General features: G+C 68.5%; 16 protein-coding genes. 7 read left to right on the forward strand and 9 right to left on the reverse strand.

Going from position 1 to position 17,920, the window contains the following annotated elements; translation table 11 throughout:
• Window positions 1-9: 9 nt before the first annotated feature.
• Window positions 10-285, forward strand: coding sequence for a BQ00720 family protein (locus CJ014_RS18320; RefSeq protein ID WP_425351929.1), 276 nt, complete (start codon window positions 10-12; stop codon window positions 283-285).
• 1 nt (window position 286) lies between these two features.
• On the opposite strand, the gene CJ014_RS27885 is transcribed toward CJ014_RS18320, so the two are convergent.
• Entirely contained in the window at window positions 287-1,333 is a 1,047-nt protein-coding gene (locus CJ014_RS27885) for a hypothetical protein (RefSeq protein ID WP_165790896.1), read from the reverse strand.
• A gap of 72 nt (window positions 1,334-1,405) precedes the next feature.
• On the opposite strand from CJ014_RS27885, the gene CJ014_RS27890 reads away from it, so the two are divergent.
• On the forward strand, window positions 1,406-2,407 hold the full coding sequence (locus CJ014_RS27890) for a heparan-alpha-glucosaminide N-acetyltransferase (protein WP_165790897.1): 1,002 nt from the start codon (window positions 1,406-1,408) through the stop codon (window positions 2,405-2,407).
• 61 nt (window positions 2,408-2,468) lie between these two features.
• On the opposite strand, the gene fabI is transcribed toward CJ014_RS27890, so the two are convergent.
• The 3 genes from fabI to fabA form a co-directional block, all read right to left on the reverse strand.
• Window positions 2,469-3,299 carry an enoyl-ACP reductase FabI gene (fabI, locus tag CJ014_RS18335; protein WP_100081938.1) on the reverse strand — a complete coding sequence of 277 codons (831 nt, stop codon included), beginning with the start codon at window positions 3,297-3,299 and terminating at the stop codon, window positions 2,469-2,471.
• A gap of 52 nt (window positions 3,300-3,351) precedes the next feature.
• Window positions 3,352-4,572, reverse strand: coding sequence for a beta-ketoacyl-ACP synthase I (fabB, locus tag CJ014_RS18340; protein ID WP_100081939.1), 1,221 nt, complete (start codon window positions 4,570-4,572; stop codon window positions 3,352-3,354).
• Window positions 4,573-4,633: 61 nt separating this feature from the next.
• Window positions 4,634-5,143 carry a 3-hydroxyacyl-[acyl-carrier-protein] dehydratase FabA gene (gene fabA / locus CJ014_RS18345; RefSeq protein WP_100081940.1) on the reverse strand — a complete coding sequence of 170 codons (510 nt, stop codon included), beginning with the start codon at window positions 5,141-5,143 and terminating at the stop codon, window positions 4,634-4,636.
• Window positions 5,144-5,467: 324 nt separating this feature from the next.
• Here fabA and irrA point away from each other — a divergent pair, with 324 nt between their 5' ends.
• Window positions 5,468-5,878: an iron response transcriptional regulator IrrA gene (gene irrA, locus CJ014_RS18350; RefSeq protein ID WP_100081983.1), complete on the forward strand. Its 411-nt coding sequence runs from the start codon at window positions 5,468-5,470 to the stop codon at window positions 5,876-5,878.
• 220 nt (window positions 5,879-6,098) lie between these two features.
• Here irrA and CJ014_RS18355 read toward each other — a convergent pair whose 3' ends face one another.
• The 5 genes from CJ014_RS18355 to CJ014_RS18375 form a co-directional block, all read right to left on the reverse strand.
• The gene (locus CJ014_RS18355) at window positions 6,099-6,884 is read right to left on the reverse strand and encodes a GntR family transcriptional regulator (protein WP_100081941.1); all 786 of its coding nucleotides are present in this window, start codon (window positions 6,882-6,884) and stop codon (window positions 6,099-6,101) included.
• Window positions 6,881-7,750, reverse strand: coding sequence for a glucosamine kinase nucleotide-binding domain-containing protein (locus tag CJ014_RS18360; protein ID WP_100081942.1), 870 nt, complete (start codon window positions 7,748-7,750; stop codon window positions 6,881-6,883). Before CJ014_RS18360 ends, CJ014_RS18355 begins: the two co-directional genes overlap by 4 nt.
• Window positions 7,751-8,037: 287 nt before the next feature.
• Window positions 8,038-9,492, reverse strand: coding sequence for an NAD-dependent succinate-semialdehyde dehydrogenase (locus CJ014_RS18365; protein WP_100081943.1), 1,455 nt, complete (start codon window positions 9,490-9,492; stop codon window positions 8,038-8,040).
• Window positions 9,493-9,556: 64 nt separating this feature from the next.
• Window positions 9,557-10,297, reverse strand: coding sequence for an RluA family pseudouridine synthase (locus CJ014_RS18370; RefSeq protein WP_100081944.1), 741 nt, complete (start codon window positions 10,295-10,297; stop codon window positions 9,557-9,559).
• A 72-nt stretch (window positions 10,298-10,369) separates the two neighbouring features.
• Window positions 10,370-12,007, reverse strand: a complete 1,638-nt coding sequence (locus CJ014_RS18375; RefSeq protein WP_133121880.1) for a hypothetical protein — start codon at window positions 12,005-12,007, stop codon at window positions 10,370-10,372.
• A 286-nt stretch (window positions 12,008-12,293) separates the two neighbouring features.
• Here CJ014_RS18375 and CJ014_RS18380 point away from each other — a divergent pair, with 286 nt between their 5' ends.
• From CJ014_RS18380 to CJ014_RS18395, 4 genes are all read left to right on the forward strand, one after another.
• On the forward strand, window positions 12,294-12,746 hold the full coding sequence (locus CJ014_RS18380) for an RbsD/FucU family protein (RefSeq protein ID WP_100081946.1): 453 nt from the start codon (window positions 12,294-12,296) through the stop codon (window positions 12,744-12,746).
• Window positions 12,747-12,875: 129 nt separating this feature from the next.
• Window positions 12,876-13,808 (forward strand): ribokinase, encoded by a 933-nt coding sequence (gene rbsK, locus CJ014_RS18385; RefSeq protein ID WP_100081947.1) that lies wholly within the window; start codon window positions 12,876-12,878, stop codon window positions 13,806-13,808.
• A 117-nt stretch (window positions 13,809-13,925) separates the two neighbouring features.
• Entirely contained in the window at window positions 13,926-16,403 is a 2,478-nt protein-coding gene (locus CJ014_RS18390; protein ID WP_100081948.1) for a beta-glucosidase family protein, read from the forward strand.
• Between the two features lie 442 nt (window positions 16,404-16,845).
• Window positions 16,846-17,895 carry an HD domain-containing phosphohydrolase gene (locus CJ014_RS18395; protein WP_165790899.1) on the forward strand — a complete coding sequence of 350 codons (1,050 nt, stop codon included), beginning with the start codon at window positions 16,846-16,848 and terminating at the stop codon, window positions 17,893-17,895.
• The last annotated feature ends 25 nt before the right edge of the window (window positions 17,896-17,920 follow it).

The following is a 17,920-nucleotide window of genomic DNA, read 5'->3' on the forward strand; positions in this document are numbered from 1 at the left end:
AGTGATGCGATGGCCTCTTTCACCAAGAACACTTCCGCCGACGACCGGAAGATCATGCCCGACGCCGCCTTCCGGCAGCTCGGCGATGGCAGGGTCGCCTATCTGCGCCGCGTCTCCTCTGACGACGTGATAGCCGCCCATCCCGGCTATCTCGACCTCAGGCCCGGCATGAAGCTGTGGGCGCTGCATTCGGCCGATGGCCAGCCGATCATGCTGACCGACAGCCGTGAGGCGGCGATCGCCAACGCCGCCGAGGCCGATCTGACGCCGATGATGGTGCACTGATCTAGATCGAACCCTTGGCGAGGGCGGCGAAGCCCTCGTCGGTCGGAAAACGCGCGGCTGCCTCCGCCGCGATGCGCCGCGCTTCGGCAACCTCCCCCATGTCGTTCAACAGCCGGATGCGGCGGCGCGGCACGTCCTTGAGATAGCGCTTGGCAAGGCCCGACAGGACGCGGTCGGCGGCGATCGCCGCGTCGAGCCCGGCGAGCAGCGCCGCCGCCCGGCCGATAGTGCCCGCGCGTTCGGCGGCTTCCGCCGCCAGCAGCGTCAGGCCGGGATTGACCTCCGGCAAAAGCCCCAGCAGAGCATCCGGGTCGATGGTGGCGCCGGCGTCGAAGGCGACGCGGGCGGCGGCAAGGCGCGCGTGGGCCGGCCAATCGACCGGGCGCACCAGAAGGCCGCGTGCCGCCGCCTCGGCGGCGATGTCGCGGCGGAAGGTGGCGACCACCTTGCGGATGATGTTGAGGCTGTAGAGGTGGTCGTGCACCTCATGGCTCGAGCGGAGCGGCACCAGCTCCACCGCCTCGGCGAGCGGCCGGGCGGCAAGGCGGGCGCCGACGCCGGCGTCATAGGGATCATAAAGGGGAACGATCACCCGAGCCTTGCCCCGGCGCGGCGTCGCGAAGAGCCGCCCGAGATCGGCTTCGTCCGGCCTTGCGACCAGGCCTGTCGCCGCCGACTGGCTGCCCGGCTCGCCGATCCGGAAGTCCGGCGCGAAGGCGTAAAGCTCGGCCTTCGGATGCCGGACCGCCGTAGCGGCGGCGGCGAAGGCCCCCATCGAACTGCCATAGAAGACAAGGCGGGCCGCCCCGGCCGCCGAAGCCACTTCGCCGATCAGCGCGTCGATCGCCGCCTCGCGCCCGCGATACCAGCCGTTGACCGGCTCGTTGACAAGCAGCAGGCTGTGGGTGGTGCCGGCGAACAGGCGTTCGAGACCGAACTTTCCGGCCGGCACCCTTACCTGACTGAAGACGACCACCAGCGTATCGCTCGCCAGCCGGAAACGATGGGCGAGACCATCCGCCGTCACCTCGGTCAAGGAAGCTGTCATTTTCGGAAAGCCGCCGGTTGCCATGGCCGCGCCACTGCCGCACACCCGTTGGCGATGGTGGAGAGACGGGACATGGCTGATTCGTTACCTCAGAGAGAGTACGCCGAAGGTCGTCCGCAGCGCCTGCCGCTGATCGACGCCGTTCGCGGCCTGCTGCTCCTCGCCATGGCCTCCTATCATTTTTCCTGGGACCTCGCCAACGTGCGGCTGGTCAGCTGGGGCGTCGCCGTCGATCCGGCCTGGCGCGCCTATGCGGCGGCGATCGCCGGCGGCTTCCTGCTGATGTCCGGCCTTTCCTTCCGCCTCGCCGAACGGGGCGGGTTCGATCCGCTGCGCTACGGCGTCCGCCTTGTTCGCCTGGCGCTCGCCGCGGCAGCCGTATCGATCGGCACCTATCTCGTCTTCCCCGATGCCTGGGTGTTCTTCGGCATCCTGCACATGATGCTGCTGGCCAGCCTTCTGGCACCGCTGCTCGTCCGCCTGCCGGACGTCCTGCTGGTCCTTCTCGCCGCGGCGGCGCTGACTTTGCCGCATGTCTGGCGGTCGCCCGCCTTCGACGGCATCGGCTGGGGCTTCCTTGGCCTCGCCGAGACGCCACCGGTCTCCAACGACCTAGTGCCGCTGTTTCCATGGATCGCGCCCTACATCGTCGGCCTCGTCGCCGGCGGCCCGCTGGCGCGCCGGGAAACAGGATGGGGCGGGGCGAGGCCGTTGCCGCGCGGCTCGCGCTGGCTCGCCTGGCTCGGCCGCCATTCGCTCGCCTTCTATCTGCTGCACCAGCCGATCCTCTATGGCCTTGCCGTCGGCCTCGCCGCGCTGATTCCGGTCGATCCGGCGGTGCAGCGGGCGAGCTTCGTCGCCGACTGCCGCGCCGAATACGAACGCCATGGCGCCACGCCCGAGATGTCGGACCGCTTCTGCGGTTGCGTCGCCACATCGGTCGACGACACCGGCATCTGGGCGAGCCGCGACAGCGATCCCGCCTTCGAGCCCCTGCTCGCGACCGCCGTCCAGGCCTGCCAGGTGCCGCCGGCCGGCGATCTTTCCGATCCGGCCCCGGACAGCGACGACTGACCCTACAAAAAAAGCCGGCAGACAGAGCCGCCGGCTTCGATCGTCCGAACCGATGCCGCGTTCAGCCGGCCGGCATTTCCTCGGACTCGCGGCGATCCTGCTCCTTCAGCTCGTCGATGCGCGGCATCGACATGATCGAATAGCCGGAATCGACGAAATGGATCTCGCCGGTGACGCCCGACGACAGGTCCGACAGCAGATAGAGGGCCGAGCGGCCGACCTCGTCGATCGTGACGGTGCGCTTCAGCGGCGCGTTCTTCTTCTGGTAATTGAACATCAGCCGGGCGTCGGTGACGCCGGAGCCGGCCAGCGTCCGCACCGGGCCGGCCGAGATGGCATTAATGCGGATGCCGTCGCTGCCGAAGTCGGCGGCGAGATAGCGCACCGAACTCTCGAGCGCCGCCTTGGCAACGCCCATGACGTTGTAGTTGGGCATGACGCGCGTCGAGCCGCCGTAGGTCAGGGTGAGCAGCGTGCCGCCGCCGGTCATCAGCGCAGCGGCCTTGCGCGCCACCTCGGTGAAGGAGAATACCGAAATGACCATGGTGCGCGAGAAGTTGGCGCGCGTGGTGTCGGCGTAGCGGCCCCTGAGCTCGTTCTTGTCGGAAAAGCCGATGGCATGCACCAGGAAATCGAGCCGCCCCCACTCGGCCTTCAGGGCATCGAACACGGCATCGACCGACGCTTCGTCCTCGACGTCGCAAGGCAGAAGCAGCTTCGCCCCGACTTCTTCGGCCAGCGGCCTGACGCGCCGGCCGAAGGCCTCGCCCTGATAGGTGAAGGCCAGTTCGGCACCGGCGGCGGAAAGAGCTTTGGCGATACCCCAGGCGATGGAATGGTCGTTGGCGACGCCCATAATGAGGCCGCGCTTGCCGGCCATAAGTCCATTCATAATCTGACGTCCCGAGAGGAAGAAACCGCCCGGTCGGAGCCGGGCGGGTGGATCAGGCGGCGTAGCGCTGGAAAACCAGCGTGGCGTTGGTGCCGCCGAAGCCGAAGCTGTTGGAGAGAACCGTGTCGATCCTGGCGTCGTCGATGCGGTCGCGCACGATCGGCATGTCGGCAAAGGCCGGGTCCAGCTCCTCGATATGCGCGCTCTTGACGATGAAACGGTTGTTCATCATCAAGAGCGAATAGATCGCCTCCTGGACGCCGGTGGCGCCGAGCGAGTGGCCGGTCAAGGATTTGGTGGCCGAGATCGGCGGGATGCGGTCGCCGAACACGGCGCGGATCGCCTCGATCTCCTTGTCGTCGCCGACCGGGGTGGCGGTGGCGTGCGGGTTGATATAGTCGACCGGCGCCTTCACCGTGGCGAGCGCCTGGCGCATGCAGCGGATGGCGCCCTCGCCCGACGGGGCGACCATGTCGTAGCCGTCGGAGGTGGCGCCGTAGCCGACGATCTCGCCGTAGATCCTGGCGCCGCGCGCCTTGGCATGCTCCAGCTCCTCGAGGACGAGCACCCCGGCGCCGCCGGCGATGACGAAGCCGTCGCGGTTCTTGTCGTAGGCGCGCGAGGCGGTGGCCGGCGTGTCGTTATACTTGGACGCCATGGCGCCCATGGCGTCGAACAGCACGGAAAGCGTCCAGTCGAGCTCCTCGCAGCCGCCGGCGAACATCATGTCCTGCTTGCCGTACTGGATCATCTCGTAGGCGTTGCCGATGCAGTGGTTCGACGTGGCGCAGGCCGAGGAGATCGAATAGTTGACGCCCTTGACCTTGAACCAGGTGGCGAGCGTGGCCGAGGCGGTGGAACTCATCGCCTTGGGAACCGCGAAGGGGCCGACCTTCTTGGACGAGCCGCTGTCGATGGTCTTCAGCGCCGATTCGACGATGGCGCGGGTCGAAGCGCCGCCCGAACCCATGATGATGCCGGTGCGCTCGTTGCTGATGTCGTCGGCCTCGAGGCCGGCGTCGAGAATCGCCTGATCCATGGCCACGTGGTTCCAGGCGGTGCCGCCGCCGTGGAAGCGCATCGCCCGCCGGTCGACCACCGTCGAGGGGTCGAGGGTCGGCGCGCCGTGAACCTGGCAGCGGAAGCCGTGCTCGGCAAAGGTCGGGGCAAAAGTAATGCCGGAGCGGGCGTCATGCAGCGACGCCAGCACCTCCTGCGTATTGTTGCCGATCGAGGACACGATGCCCATGCCGGTGACGACGACGCGTCTCATGGCTGTCTTTCCTTGGGTTTCTGGCCTTGGTTTCCGGCCTCGTTTGTGGGGCGAGCGGCGCTCAAGTGGCCTGGAACAGGCCGACGCGAAGATCCGTCGCCTTGTAAATGGTCTCGCCGTCGGCCTTTAGCCAGCCGTCGCCGATGCCGAGCACCAGCTTGCCGCGCAGCACGCGCTTGAGGTCAACGCCATACTCGACCAGCTTGACGGCGGGGGTGACCATGCCGCTGAACTTCACCTCGCCGACCGACAGCGCCCGTCCCTTGCCCGGCGAACCCGACCAGCCGAGGAAGAAGCCGAGCATCTGCCAGAGAGCGTCGAGGCCCAGGCAGCCGGGCATCACCGGATCGCCCTTGAAATGGCAGGGAAAAAACCACAGGTCGGGCCGGATCGCCAGCGTGGCGCGGATGAGGCCCTTGCCAAATTCGCCGCCAACCTCGGCAATCTCGGCGATGCGATCGAACATCAGCATCGGTGGCATCGGCAGCTGGGCATTGCCGGGCCCGAACAACTCCCCGCGTCCGCAGGAAAGGAGATCCTCATACTCGTAGCTGTTCTTGCGAAAACTCATGCTGCTGTCCGTACCTTGTCCCTTCGGGCGCGCTCAAGGCAGCGCCAATCGCCGTCCGTCAGGACGGTGTTCACGTGATGGGTCGATGTCTAACACAGGCAAGCCGTCCTCGAAAGCCTTGCCGCAAAGGCGGCGCCGGCCTTTTTGGCGCGTTCTTGCAGTCTGCACCCACTTTGCTAATATGTCGCAATCGAAAAAGCCGTCCGGTTCCCCCCGGCCACCCAGGATAACGAGACCATGGACCGCCCGCTCCCTCTCAGCCCGTCGATCGCTCCGACGGACATGGTACGCCGTACCGGCGCCCAGCCGGCGCCTGTCGCGTCCATGATCGGCAAGATTCCCGTGCGGACCCGTCTCAGGGACGCCGGCCTCAGGCCCACCCGCCAGCGCGTAGCGCTCGCCGAGATCCTGTTCTCGCACGGCCATCGCCATCTCTCCGCCGAGGACCTGCACGCCGAGGCGCTGACCGCCAAGGTGCCGGTGTCGCTCGCCACCGTCTACAACACGCTGAACCAGTTCACCGAAGCCGGCCTGTTGCGCGAGGTGGCGGTCGAAGGCACGCGTACCTATTTCGACACCAATACCGACGATCATCACCATTTCTACGTCGAGGACGAAAACCGGGTGTTCGACATTCCCGGCCCGCACGTCGAGATCGGCAACCTGCCGCCGGCGCCGGCCGGCATGGAGATCGTCCGCGTCGACGTGGTCGTCCGCCTGCGCACCAAGCGCTGAGGGGGTTTTTTATTTAGCCTCAGTCGCCGGCGGGCCTCCGGCTCTTGGCTTTCGCTCCGCTTTCCATCTTTCGGGGCTTCGCCACGAAAGACTCGCTTCGCGCGGCGCCGCTTGGCGCCGGAAGTGGTTTTTACTTCGGCCTCAGTGGCCGGCGAGCCTTCGGTTCTTGGCTTTCGCGCTCCTCGCGGGCGCCGCAAGCCGCTCCGCGGCTTCGGGCTTGTTACTCTCCCGACAGCTCGGCCACCACCTCGTAGCCGTCGCCGCGGCAGAAGGCGCGGCTGATCTCGACGGCGCGACCGCCGGCCGTGTAGCTCACCCGTTCGATGCGCATGGCCGGCGTTCCCTCCGGCAGCTCCAGAAGACCGGCCTCGACCGCGCCGAGCGCCACCGCCCGGAAGCGCTCGACGCCGCGCGTTGCCGGCAGCCCGGCCGCGGCCAGGGCCGCTGACGGCGACACTATGGCCGCGTCGGCATCGATCGCGGCGGCCGGCAGCGTGGTCAGCTCCAGTATGCGTGGACGATCCCCCACGCAATGCAGGCGATAGAGCCGCAGCACCCGCTCGCCGGGGCCCAGGCCGAGCGTCATCGCTTCCGGCGCCGACGGCGGTCCGGTCAGCCGGTCGACGAGGCGGGTCTCCACCGGCTCGCCCTTTTCAGCCAGTTCGTCGGCGTGCGACCGCAACATGGTTCGCCGCGGGCCGGCCGATCCGGACGGCCGGTTCTCGTCCCGATGGGCAGGCCCCGCTCCGGCCACGGTGGAGCCACCGCCCGGCCGGGTGGTGACGCGGCCTTCGGCGATCAGCGGCGCCAGCGCCTGCCTTACCGTGATGCGCGAGATGGAAAGACCGGCGGCGATCGCCCGTTCCGAAGGCAGCGGCGCACCGGCGGCGAGCCGTCCGTCGGCGATGGCGGTCCTGAGCGCGGCTTCGAGACGCCGGCAGAGCGGCGCGTCCACGCCCCGCTCCCGCCAATCCTGGCCGACCACCCGGGTGAAGGGCTCCATCATCGGCCGACGTCCTTGCTTGCAAGGCCGAGCGCGCCATCGAGGGCGTCGCCGAGGGGATCGGCGAGAAAGCCAGAAAAGCGGGGCGCCAGCCGCGGCCGATAGCTCGCCGCGAGGCCGCCCATCAAGGCAACCCGCTCCATTCCCCCGGCGACAAGACGGCCGATCAGCGCCTCGATCTCGGCCGTGGCGGCCGCGACGATCGCGCCGGCCACCGGGTCGCCGGCTTCAGCATAGTGGAAAACGAGCGGCGCCAGCGCCGCCCAGTCGGCCGGCCGGGCCGTCTTGCCGAAGGCCGACAGCGTCGCCGCCGAACCGCCGAGCCGGTCGAAGACGGCGGCGGTCATCGGCGAAGAGCCCGCGAGACCCTCGTGCGCTTCGAGCGCCCGGCGCGCCGCCCGGCAACCGATCACCGCGCCCGAGCCACCGTCGGAAAGGGACGGTCCCCAGCCTCCGAAGCGCAGGCGGCGCTCGCCGAGCCGGCCGTAGCCCTGGCTGCCGGTGCCGACGATCAGGATGCCGCCGTCGCCGCCGGCAAAGGCGCCCTCGAGAGCGATCTCCGCATCGGTGACTACCCGCAGGCTGCGGAAGCCGAAAGACGCGGCGGCAAGCCGCGTCGCCACTTCAGGATTGCCTGCGCCGGCAGCGCCGATCACCGCCACGACGTCGGCCCGGTCGTGCCCGGACAGGCCGGCGGCGGACAATGCCATGCTCGCCACGGCCTCGAGCGCGGCGACGGCTCCCGGCAGGTCGTTGCCGGCATTGGCCGGACCGCCGACGCCCTCGCCGAGCCGGCGGCCGGCGCGATCGGCGAGACGGGCGCGGGCGCTGCTGCCACCCCCGTCCATGCCGAGAAGAAACCGTCCCATGGTGTTAGCCACTGCCTCGCCCAAGGCGCTCTCACGCCTGAATGTGAGCAAAGCGCGCCGCCGGCTTCCTGGCAACCGGCATCGCGCCGGTATCAACGACTATCTCGGCGGGCCGCCCGGACGAACCGAAATTTCCAGGGGTTTACTGGAGGTTCAGGCCGGTCCGGCCGGGCTCTGAGTCCGGATCGCGAGTCCGGAAGAGAGTCCGAAACGGAGTCCGGACGGAAGCCCGCATTGGTGATTGGGCTCGGCAACGGGAGTCCGGATGGCGACTGTCCGTTGGCGGCTCAGCGGTCGAGACCGGCGATCAGCAAGTATTTCTTCTCGACATATTCGTCGATGCCGTGATGTGAGCCCTCGCGACCGTTGCCGCTTTCCTTGACGCCGCCGAACGGCACCAGTTCGGAGGAGATGGCGCCGGAATTGATGCCGACCATGCCGGCCTGGAGCCCTTCGGCGACGCGGAAGATGCGGCCGACGTCCTGGGCGTAAAAATAGGAGGCGAGGCCGAACTCGGTGTCGTTGGCGAGCCGAATCGCTTCATCCTCGGTCTCGAAGCGGAATACCGGAGCGAGCGGCCCGAAGGTTTCCTCGCGGGCGACGGCCATGTCGGCGGTGACGCCGGTCAGCACCGTCGGTTCGAAGAAGCTGCCGCCAAGCGGCGACCGGGCGCCGCCGGTCACCACCTTCGCGCCCCTGGCGAGCGCGTCGGCGACGTGCGCTTCGACCTTCTCCACCGCCTTGGGGTTGACAAGCGGGCCTTGCGTCACGCCCTCCGAGCGACCGTCGCCGAGCTTCAGCGCCCTCACCGCCGCCGTGAGCTTTTCCACGAAGGCGTCGTGAATGCCGGCCTGGGCGTAGATGCGGTTGGCGCAGACGCAGGTCTGGCCCATGTTGCGGAATTTCGAAGCCATCGCCCCTTCGACGGCGGCGTCGAGGTCGGCGTCGTCGAAGACGATGAACGGCGCGTTGCCACCGAGTTCGGTATAGACCTTCTTCACCGTGCCGGCGCACTGGACGATCAGCTTCTTGCCGACGTCGGTCGAGCCGGTGAAGGAGACGACCCGCACCGCCGGATGGCCGGTCAGCACCTCGCCGATCACCGACGACTTGCCGGTGACGACGTTGAGGACGCCGTTCGGCAGACCGGCGCGCACCGCCAGACGGGCGAGCGCCAGCGCGGTGAGCGGCGTTTCCGAAGCGGGCTTCACCACCGCCGTGCAGCCGGCGGCAAGGGCCGGCGCCACCTTGCGGGTGATCATCGCGGCCGGGAAATTCCATGGCGTGATGGCGGCGACCACACCGGACGCCTCGCGGATCACCAGCACGCGGGCGCCGTCCCTCGGCGAGGGCAGCGTCTCGCCGGCGATGCGCTTGGCCTCCTCGGCGTAGAATTCGACGTAGCCGGCGGCGTAGTCGATCTCGCCCGCCGCCTCGGCGAGCGGCTTGCCCTGCTCGGCGGTCATGATGAGGGCGAGATCATCCCGATTTTCGATCATCAGTTCGTACCAGCGGCGCAGCAGGCGCGACCGCTCCTTGGCGAGCAGCCGCTTCCAGGCCGGCAGGGCGCGCTCGGCCGCCTCGACGGCCCGCGTCGTATCGTCCGTGCCCGCCAGCGGCACACGGCCGACGATGGCGCCGGTCGATGGATCGGTGACGTCGAGGGCGGGCGTGCCGACGAATTCGCCGTCGATCAGGCAGGCCTCCACGAGAAGCGACGGGTCCTTGAGCTTGAGCGTCATGATAGCGGCCTTTCGTGCTGGACACCGTGGGGCCCGGTCATTGCCCGGCCCGGGGGGCGCGGTGTCAGGAAGCGACCCCGCCGGCAACGGCGGGCGAAAGATGAACAAGGGCGCCATCGTCGTCGACGGCGCCGAGACGACCGAGCAGGCGTAACATATGGGGCGGCACCGGCGCCCGCGCCAGGATCGGCGGCTTCTTGCGGTAGAAGGGAAGCTCCAGCTCGCGGGCATGGAGATGCAGGTTGCGGTCGACGGCGCGCGCCGCGTCGCCGCCATAGACGCCGTCGCCGACGATGGGGCAGCCGAGATGCGCCATGTGGACGCGCAACTGATGGGTGCGGCCGGTGCGCGGCATCAGGTCGACCACCGTCAGGCGATCTCCCCGCGCGACGACCCGGTAGTCGGTGACCGACGGCTGACCGGCGGGATCGACCTTCATCCACCAGGAGCGTTTCTCGTGAGCGACCTTGGCGAGGGCCACGTCGACGCGGCCCTCGTCCTCCGGCAGGCGGCCCAGGACCACGGCCAGGTAGGTCTTCCGCGCCTTCTGGCCGGCAAAGATCTCGCCGAGCTCCCGGATGGCGCGCCGGTGGCGGCCGAGCGCCAGGCAGCCGGACGTATCCTTGTCGAGACGGTGGCCGAGCTGCGGCGGATTGGGCAGGCCGAACTGCAACGCCGGAAAATGCTGATCGAGCGTCTCGCCGCCGCCGAAGCCGGCATGCACGGGAATGCCGGCCGGCTTGTCGACGATGAGGAGGGAGCCGTCACGATAGAGAATGCGGGCGATCAACTCGTCGTCGGTCATGACACGTCCCGGATTGGCGGCGCGACCCGCCGCTGCCGGTTTCTCATAGCCCGAAGGAAGGCCGAAGCGAAGTCATTTCGCCTCGCCGAGCAAGGTCGCCGTGTTGCAGGCGGCGCCGGCGGCCACCACGTCCATCTTGCCCGGCACGATGCCGAAAGTGGCAAATACGCTGGACAACACCGCGCCGATGGGCCTGATGCTGCCGGCGATCAGCCGGGCGACCTCGTCACGAACCCCGCCTTCCGACATGACGTCCCGCGCCGCGCCTTCGAGCGACACCAGCACCTGCGTCTCGGCGGCCAGGCGTTCCAGCCGATTGCCGAAATCGATCGGCGTCCGAAGGCTGGCGACGGTATCGCCGCTGCCCGGCCGGAACACCAGCTCGACCGGCGGATCGTCGGCAAAGGACGATCGCCCCTTGGCCCAGGCCGTCAGGCCGTCGGCGGCGAGCAGCCGAACGTAGTCCGAGGCGCCGGCCGGCGAGGCCGCCGTTTCGGCAGCCAACGCCACGCTGGCGCGTACCGGCCGGCCGACGACGGTGATTTCCGGGCCCGACGCGTTGCAGGAGATACGCCGGATGCGGGCGTCACCCGAATTCAGCGTCACCTGAAGCGGCAGTTCGAGGACCTCGATACCGGGAATGGCCAGACCACTGATGGTGAAGCGCGCGTCGATACGAATGGCGGGAATGCCGACGAGGCCATCCTCGCCGCCGATCAGCACCGCCGCAGCGGTGCTCTCCGATTTCAGCGTCAGCGCGACGGCATCGATGCCGGTGACCGGCGACTTCAACTCGATGGCAGCGGCGCTCTGCGCCAGGCGGGCGCGCATCACCGCCTGGACGAACTCCAGCGGCCTGATCGGCGCGGCGAGCGTCAGATCGGCGGCCGATCCGCCAAGGCTGATCACGCCAGCCAGCGGCAGAGCCGTCTCCTCGGCTGCGCCGGCGCCGGCGAGCCGGTCGATGGCCGCCAGTACGCCGGCCGCCTCGCTCGAGCTTTTGGCGTCGTCGCGGTAAAGCGCGCCGAGCGCCGCCAGGAGTTCGCTCGGCTTGAAGGAGGCGCCGGCCACGGCGGCCACGCCTCCATCGGCCCTGCCGTCGCGAGTGGAAAGCGTGCGGCCGAGCTCCGCCACGAGATCGGCGACGCGGAATACCGCCCGGCCGAGCAGGGCCCGCTCGTCGGCGGTAAGCGCTCCGGCCGGGCCGAACAGGCGGGCCTCGATGGCGGCCGGCACGGCCGGCAGTTCCGGTACGGCCGTCGTCCGTTCGGTGAGGGAAGCGACCCCGGCACGCGTCGCCATCGCCGAGGCGGTGACGGCGCGTTGGCCCAGGCCGATCGGCGTGCCAAGCAGGCTGCGGGCACTCGTCGAAACGACGGCGCGCGTTACCTCGCCCGGGCCGGCCGCAAAGGCAAGGCCGGACGGGCCTGACCGCGCGCTGCCCCGTTCGGTCGTGACAACGATGTCGGCGCCGGCCATCACCGCCTCGGCGGCGGCGATGGCGGCGGCATCCGCGGCCTCCGGACTCTTTGCCGCCGCCAGCGCGGCGGCCGCGGCGGCGTCGGCCGCGAGGTGCCGGGTGGCCGACAGTCGCAGCCAGTCGGCGGTTGCGAGGAAGGACAGGGCGACGAGCAGGACACCACCGGCCACGAGGCCGATGACAACCGGCGTCGTCAGCGAGCGGAAGGTAGAAAAAACGGATCGGAACAACAAATCGGCAGGGACCAATGGCGGGCTTGCTTAACTATTGCGTGAATTCTCTTCCGAGCGGTTAACTTGCGAACGAAACCAGCGGCCATTTGGAGTTTCCTTCCCACGGTACCCTTGCGGACCTGACAAAACGTCGCCAACGGCCTATGGAAGACGGGGTGCCGACGGCACCCGCCAACAGGTCCCGAACGGCGCGCCCCGCAGTCAAAAGAGGACCGCCATCAATTTGTTGCCACGCACCCGTTCGATCCGGAAAGTCGGTGCTTTGGGTGCATCAGGAGGAATCATGCTCAAGGCCATCGATCCGCTGCTCAACCCCGATCTTCTCTATGTGCTGGCTTCCATGGGCCACGGCGATACGATCGCCATCGTCGACAGCAATTTCCCCATTCATTCGGTCGCCCAGGAAACCGTCTACGGCCATCCGCTGCGCCTCGACGGCGTGTCGGCCCCGCGCGCGGCACGGGCCGTGCTGTCAGTGCTGCCGCTCGACACCTTCATCCCCACCGCCGCCTTCCGCATGGAAGTGGTCGGCGAGCCGGAAAAATGGACCGACGTGCAGCACGAATTCCAGAAGGAAGTCTTCGATGCCGAGGGCCCGGCCTTCAAGCTGGGCGGCATCGAGCGCTTCGCCTTCTACGAAGCGGCCAAGAAGTCGTTCGCCGTGCTGCAGACCGGCGAGGGGCGCCTTTACGGCTGCTTCCTGCTCACCAAGGGCGTCATCCCGCCGAAGGCCTGATCGAAGGCGCCGAACACGAACCGCGGCGCTCTTCGGGCTTTTCCCGCCCTTCCGATACGGGCGGGACATGCCCGAGCGTCGCGGCGCCAGGGCGTCAGCATCCTCGTCCGCCGACAAGAGACAAACGATATGACCGACATTCAGAAATCCGGCGTCGCCATCCTCGGCATCTTCGCCGTCGACGTGACCTTCCTCGCCCCGCGCCTGCCGGCCATCGGCGAAACGCTGGCCGGCTCCGGCTTCATCATGGGGCCGGGCGGCAAGGGCTCCAATCAGGCCGTCGCAGCGGCGCGGGCCGGCGGCGACGTCCGCTTCATCACCAAGATCGGCAAGGACGCCTTCGGCGACATCGGCCTCAAGACCTGGCATGACGCCGGCGCCACCGCCCGCGTGCAGCGGATCGACAGCCACCCGACCGGCTCGGCCTTCATCTTCGTCAACGACGCCAACGGCCAGAACGCCATCATCGTCTATGCCGGCGCGTCCGGCACCCTGTCCCCGGCCGACCTCGACCTTGAACAGGAAACCATCGCCGCGTCGAAGGTGTTCGTGACGCAGCTCGAGCAGCCGGTCGACGCCGCCCTGCGCGGCCTGCAGATCGCCCGCGCCGCCGGCACGATCACCGTCTTCAACCCGGCGCCGGCCACCGCCTTCCCGGACGAGATCTACCGTCTCTCCGACTACATCGCTCCCAACGAGACGGAAGCGGCCATGCTGACCGGCATCGCGCCGGGAACGGTGGACGACGCCCGCAAGGCTGGCGACGCGCTGCTTGCCAAGGGCGCGAAGAACGCGCTGATCACGCTCGGCAGCAACGGCGTTCTCCTGCACAACGGCACGCAGTCGGTGCACCTGCCGGCGCGGGCGGCCGGCGAGGTGATCGACACGACGGGCGCCGGCGATGCCTTTCTCGGCGGCTTCTCGGCGGCGCTTGCCAAGGGGCTCGACCCGGTCGAGGCGGCGCGCTACGGCTCGGCGACGGCCGGCATTTCGGTGACGCGGCGCGGCGCCGCCGCCTCGATGCCGACGGCGGCCGAGATCGAGGCTTTCCTCCGGAGCTGACTTTCCGCACCACCATTGGTCGAGGCGACTATCGTCTCGCGCCACACGGCTCGCGACGCCGTGTGAGTCATGCTAAGAACAGCCCGATTGTATCGTTTCATGCGACGGGAGGTTCAGATGGCGAAACGGGATATCGAGGCGCTCCTCGATGCGATGACGCTGGAGGAGCAGGCATCCCTGCTGGCGGGCGCCGATTTCTGGACGACGGTGCCGATACCGCGGCTCGGCATCCCGTCGATCAAGGTGTCGGACGGGCCGAACGGCGCGCGCGGCGGCGGTTCGCTCGTCGGCGGCGTCAAGGCGGCGAGCTTCCCGGTCGGCATCGCCCTCGGCGCCAGCTGGAATCCGGCGCTGGTCGAGGAAATCGGCGGGGCGCTGGCCGAGGAGGCGCGCTCCAAAGGGGCTTCGGTGCTGCTCGCCCCCACCGTCAACATCCAGCGTTCCGCCGTCAACGGCCGCAATTTCGAGTGCTATTCGGAAGATCCTCACGTGACGGCGACGCTGGCCGCCGCCTATGTGACCGGCCTGCAGAAAGGCGGTGTCGGCGCCACCGTCAAGCATTTCGTCGGCAACGAATCGGAAATCCAACGCACCACCATGAGCTCGGACATCGACGACCGGGCGCTGCGCGAGATCTACCTGCCGCCCTTCGAGGCGGCGGTGAAGACGGCGGGCACCTTCGCGGTGATGAGCTCCTACAATCGCCTGAACGGCACCTTCACCTCCGAGCACAAGGCGCTCCTCACCGACCTCCTCAAGGAGGAGTGGGGCTTTTCCGGCATCGTCATGTCCGACTGGTTCGGCTCGCATTCGACGGCGCCGACCATCGAGGCCGGCCTCGACCTCGAAATGCCCGGCCCGACGCGCGACCGCGGCGACAAGCTGGTGGCGGCGGTGCGGGCCGGCGAGGTCGAGGCGGAGACGGTGCGCGACGCCGCCCGGCGCCTGCTGACGCTGATCGAACGGGTCGGCGGCTTCGAGGCGCCGGACATTCCGGCCGAAGAGGCGATCGACAAGCCGGCGCACCGGGCGCTGATCCGCCGGGCCGGCGCGGAAGCCATCGTGCTTCTGAAGAACGACGGCATCCTGCCGCTCGATCTTGCCGGCAAGACCATCGCGGCCATCGGTCCCAATGCCGAGGCGGCGCAGATCATGGGCGGCGGCAGCGCCCAGCTCAACCCGCATTACGCCGTGTCTCCGGCCGACGGCCTCCGCGCCCTCACCTCGGAAAACCAGCTTCGGAGCGCCGCCGGCGTCACCGCCAACCGGCTGATGCCGCTGATCCCCGGACCGTTCGAGGTGGACGTCTACGGCCGGCCCGACCTCAGCGGTCCCGTCGTCGCGCACCAGAGCCACCCGCTCGGCGAGGTGATGTGGTTCAACGCCGTGGCGCCCGGCGTCGCCGACGCCGACTTCTCGCTCCGGGCGACCACCCGCTTCACGCCGTCGGAAACCGCCGAGCACGTGTTCGGCCTCGTCAGCATCGGGCCGAGCCGCCTTGTCGTCGACGGCCGGACGGTGGTCGACATCAGCGAGACCTGGGCGCCGGGCGACAATTATTTCGAATGCGGCAACCGCGAAGCGCGCGGAACCATCGCGCTGGAGGCCGGGCGGCCGGTCGACGTCGTCGTCGAGTATCGCTTCGTGCAGGCCATCGCCCTGAATCTCAAGGCCATCCGCGTCGGCGTCGCCGTGCCGCTCGGCGACAGGGCTTTCGCGGAAGCCGTCGAGCTTGCCCGCGCCTCGGACGTCGCCATCGTCCATGCCGGCCGCTCCGGCGAATGGGACACCGAGGGCAACGATCTCCCGGGCATCGAGCTGCCCGGCCGGCAGGACGAACTGATTGCCGCCGTCGCCGCCGCCAACCCCAACACGGTCGTCGTGCTGCAAACCGGCGGCCCGGTGGCCATGCCCTGGCTCGACAAGGTCCGGGCGGTGATCGAGGCCTGGTACCCGGGACAGGAAGCGGGCAATGCCATCGCCGACGTGCTGACCGGCACCGCCGAGCCGGGGGGACGCCTCGCCCAGACCTTCCCGCGGCGCATCGAGGATACGCCGGTCGAAACCGGCGACCCGCTGACCTATCCCGGCCGGGACGGCCATGTCGCCTATCGCGAAGGCGTGTTCGTCGGCTACCGGCACTACGAAAAGGCCGGCATCGAACCGCTGTTCCCGTTCGGCCACGGCCTCAGCTACACCACCTTCGACTGGGGCGTGCCGACGGTGGACCGGCCGGCCTTCGATGGCGACGGTCTCGTCACCGTTCGCGTCCGGGTGACCAACAGCGGCCTACGGCCCGGCTCGGAGGTCGTCCAGCTCTACGTGGCGCCTCCGGCCTCGGGCGTCGATCGGCCGGTCCAGGAGCTCCGGGCCTTTGCCAAGCTCCATCTGGCGCCGGGCGAGAGCGCGGAAGCCACGATGACGCTTGCCGCCCGCGCCTTCTCCTATTTCGACGCAGCGCGCAACGCCTTCGTCGCCGAGAAGGGACGTTACCGGCTGATAGCCGCCGCGTCGTCGGCAATGCCGCGCGGCAGCGTCGACATCGACCTCACGCGCGAGGTGGTCGAAGCGGTGCGCGCCCGCTTCGTCCGCTGAGGCCGGAAAAACCGGCAAAAGAAAACCCGGACGTGGCTTGGCCATGTCCGGGCTGGCAAGTCTGCAACCTTGCGGCTGCAGCGACCGAGAGGCGTGCTTTCGGAAAGTGAGCTGGGTTTCCGTCGGCTCGATGCTGACGTTATGCCCGGGTCCCCGACGGTGCGCCAGCGCCAATCGTCCCCTCGGCGCCAAGTCTTGACAAGTCGTGAACGAGACCCGCAGACCCTTGTAATTTCTGACGATGCCCCTCAGGAATCATCAATCTTACTGCGGCCAATTTGCCTAAATTCCAGCCTCAAGGCGGTGTCTTGGTTACCATTCTCCTTATATTTTCATTCAAATAGGATGTGGCCCGGTTCACACCGCGTTTCTCATGCTCATTTTCTGAAGTTTCATGTTTCCCGGATACGTTTTCGCCAGGAACTCTCCACGGGAAACTGTCATGAAACTCCTTCTGGTCGACGATAATCCGAGCAATCTCTTCATGCTCGGCAAGCTGGCGCAGAGTTCCGGCATCGCCGACGTGCAGTCGTTCCGTGACCCGCTGCAGGCGCTCGACGAAGCCCGCCGCACCCGCTTCGACCTGATCATCGTCGACTACATGATGCCGGGGATGGATGGGCTGACCCTCATTCGCGAGGTGCGCAGCCTTCCCGACTATATCGACGTGCCGATCGTCATGGTCACCACCGTCGATCAACGGGAGATCTGCTACGCCGCGCTGGAGGCCGGCGCCACCGACTTCCTGACCAAGCCGGTCGATATGGCCGAGGCCAAGGCGCGGCTCCGCAACCTCGCCATGCTGCGCGAGATGCAGAACAAGCTCAGGGATCGCGCCGATTGGCTGCAAACCGAGGTGCAGAAGGCGACCCACGACCGGCTGGGCCTCGAAGAGGAAATCATCCTGCGCCTGGCGCGCGCCGTCGAGCGCCGCGATCCGTCGATCGGCAGCCATTTGGTCCGCGTCGCCCGCACCGCCCGCGAGATCGCCGAGGAGCTCGGACAGGCCGAGCCCTATTGCCAGGATCTCTACATCGCCTCGCTGATGCATGACATCGGCAAGCTCGGCCTGTCCGACGACCTGCTTTACAAGGCCGGGCCCTATACGGCCGAGGAACGCCGCCGGATGCAGGCGCATACGCTGATCGGCGGCGAGATCCTCGAGGGATCGCGGTCGCGCGTCATCCGCCTCGCCGCCGAGATCGCCGAGACGCACCACGAATTCTGGAACGGCACCGGCTATCCGCGCGGCCTCAAGGAGGCGACGATTCCGCTCGCCGGGCGCATCGTCTCGGTCGCCGACGTGTTCGATGCGCTGACCTCGGAGCGGCCCTACAAAGCCGCCTGGACCGCCGAAGAGGCCGCTCGCTACATTGCCGACAACGCCGGCCGGCAATTCGATCCGGAGGTCGCCCGGGCGTTCTCGCTCCGCTACTTCCGCATCCTGAAGATCAGGGAGCAGGCCGGAACACCCATCGGCTTTGCCGCCTGATACGCCCTCGCCGACTTGCCGGACC

This window comes from Pleomorphomonas carboxyditropha, assembly GCF_002770725.1.
In the GTDB taxonomy this organism is placed as follows: domain Bacteria; phylum Pseudomonadota; class Alphaproteobacteria; order Rhizobiales; family Pleomorphomonadaceae; genus Pleomorphomonas; species Pleomorphomonas carboxyditropha.

What these genes read in the sequence shown, in the direction of transcription:
- fabI (WP_100081938.1), bottom strand. Translation starts at nt 3,299, where the DNA reads ATGAATGGACTTATGGCCGGCAAGCGCGGCCTCATTATGGGCGTCGCC.
- CJ014_RS18380 (WP_100081946.1), top strand. Translation starts at nt 12,294, where the DNA reads ATGCTCAAGGCCATCGATCCGCTGCTCAACCCCGATCTTCTCTATGTG.
- CJ014_RS18355 (WP_100081941.1), bottom strand. Translation starts at nt 6,884, where the DNA reads ATGATGGAGCCCTTCACCCGGGTGGTCGGCCAGGATTGGCGGGAGCGG.
- fabA (WP_100081940.1), bottom strand. Translation starts at nt 5,143, where the DNA reads ATGAGTTTTCGCAAGAACAGCTACGAGTATGAGGATCTCCTTTCCTGC.
- CJ014_RS18395 (WP_165790899.1), top strand. Translation starts at nt 16,846, where the DNA reads ATGAAACTCCTTCTGGTCGACGATAATCCGAGCAATCTCTTCATGCTC.
- CJ014_RS27890 (WP_165790897.1), top strand. Translation starts at nt 1,406, where the DNA reads ATGGCTGATTCGTTACCTCAGAGAGAGTACGCCGAAGGTCGTCCGCAG.
- rbsK (WP_100081947.1), top strand. Translation starts at nt 12,876, where the DNA reads ATGACCGACATTCAGAAATCCGGCGTCGCCATCCTCGGCATCTTCGCC.
- CJ014_RS27885 (WP_165790896.1), bottom strand. Translation starts at nt 1,333, where the DNA reads ATGACAGCTTCCTTGACCGAGGTGACGGCGGATGGTCTCGCCCATCGT.
- CJ014_RS18360 (WP_100081942.1), bottom strand. Translation starts at nt 7,750, where the DNA reads ATGGGACGGTTTCTTCTCGGCATGGACGGGGGTGGCAGCAGCGCCCGC.
- CJ014_RS18370 (WP_100081944.1), bottom strand. Translation starts at nt 10,297, where the DNA reads ATGACCGACGACGAGTTGATCGCCCGCATTCTCTATCGTGACGGCTCC.
- fabB (WP_100081939.1), bottom strand. Translation starts at nt 4,572, where the DNA reads ATGAGACGCGTCGTCGTCACCGGCATGGGCATCGTGTCCTCGATCGGC.
- CJ014_RS18390 (WP_100081948.1), top strand. Translation starts at nt 13,926, where the DNA reads ATGGCGAAACGGGATATCGAGGCGCTCCTCGATGCGATGACGCTGGAG.
- CJ014_RS18365 (WP_100081943.1), bottom strand. Translation starts at nt 9,492, where the DNA reads ATGACGCTCAAGCTCAAGGACCCGTCGCTTCTCGTGGAGGCCTGCCTG.
- CJ014_RS18320 (WP_425351929.1), top strand. Translation starts at nt 10, where the DNA reads ATGGCCTCTTTCACCAAGAACACTTCCGCCGACGACCGGAAGATCATG.
- irrA (WP_100081983.1), top strand. Translation starts at nt 5,468, where the DNA reads ATGATCGGCAAGATTCCCGTGCGGACCCGTCTCAGGGACGCCGGCCTC.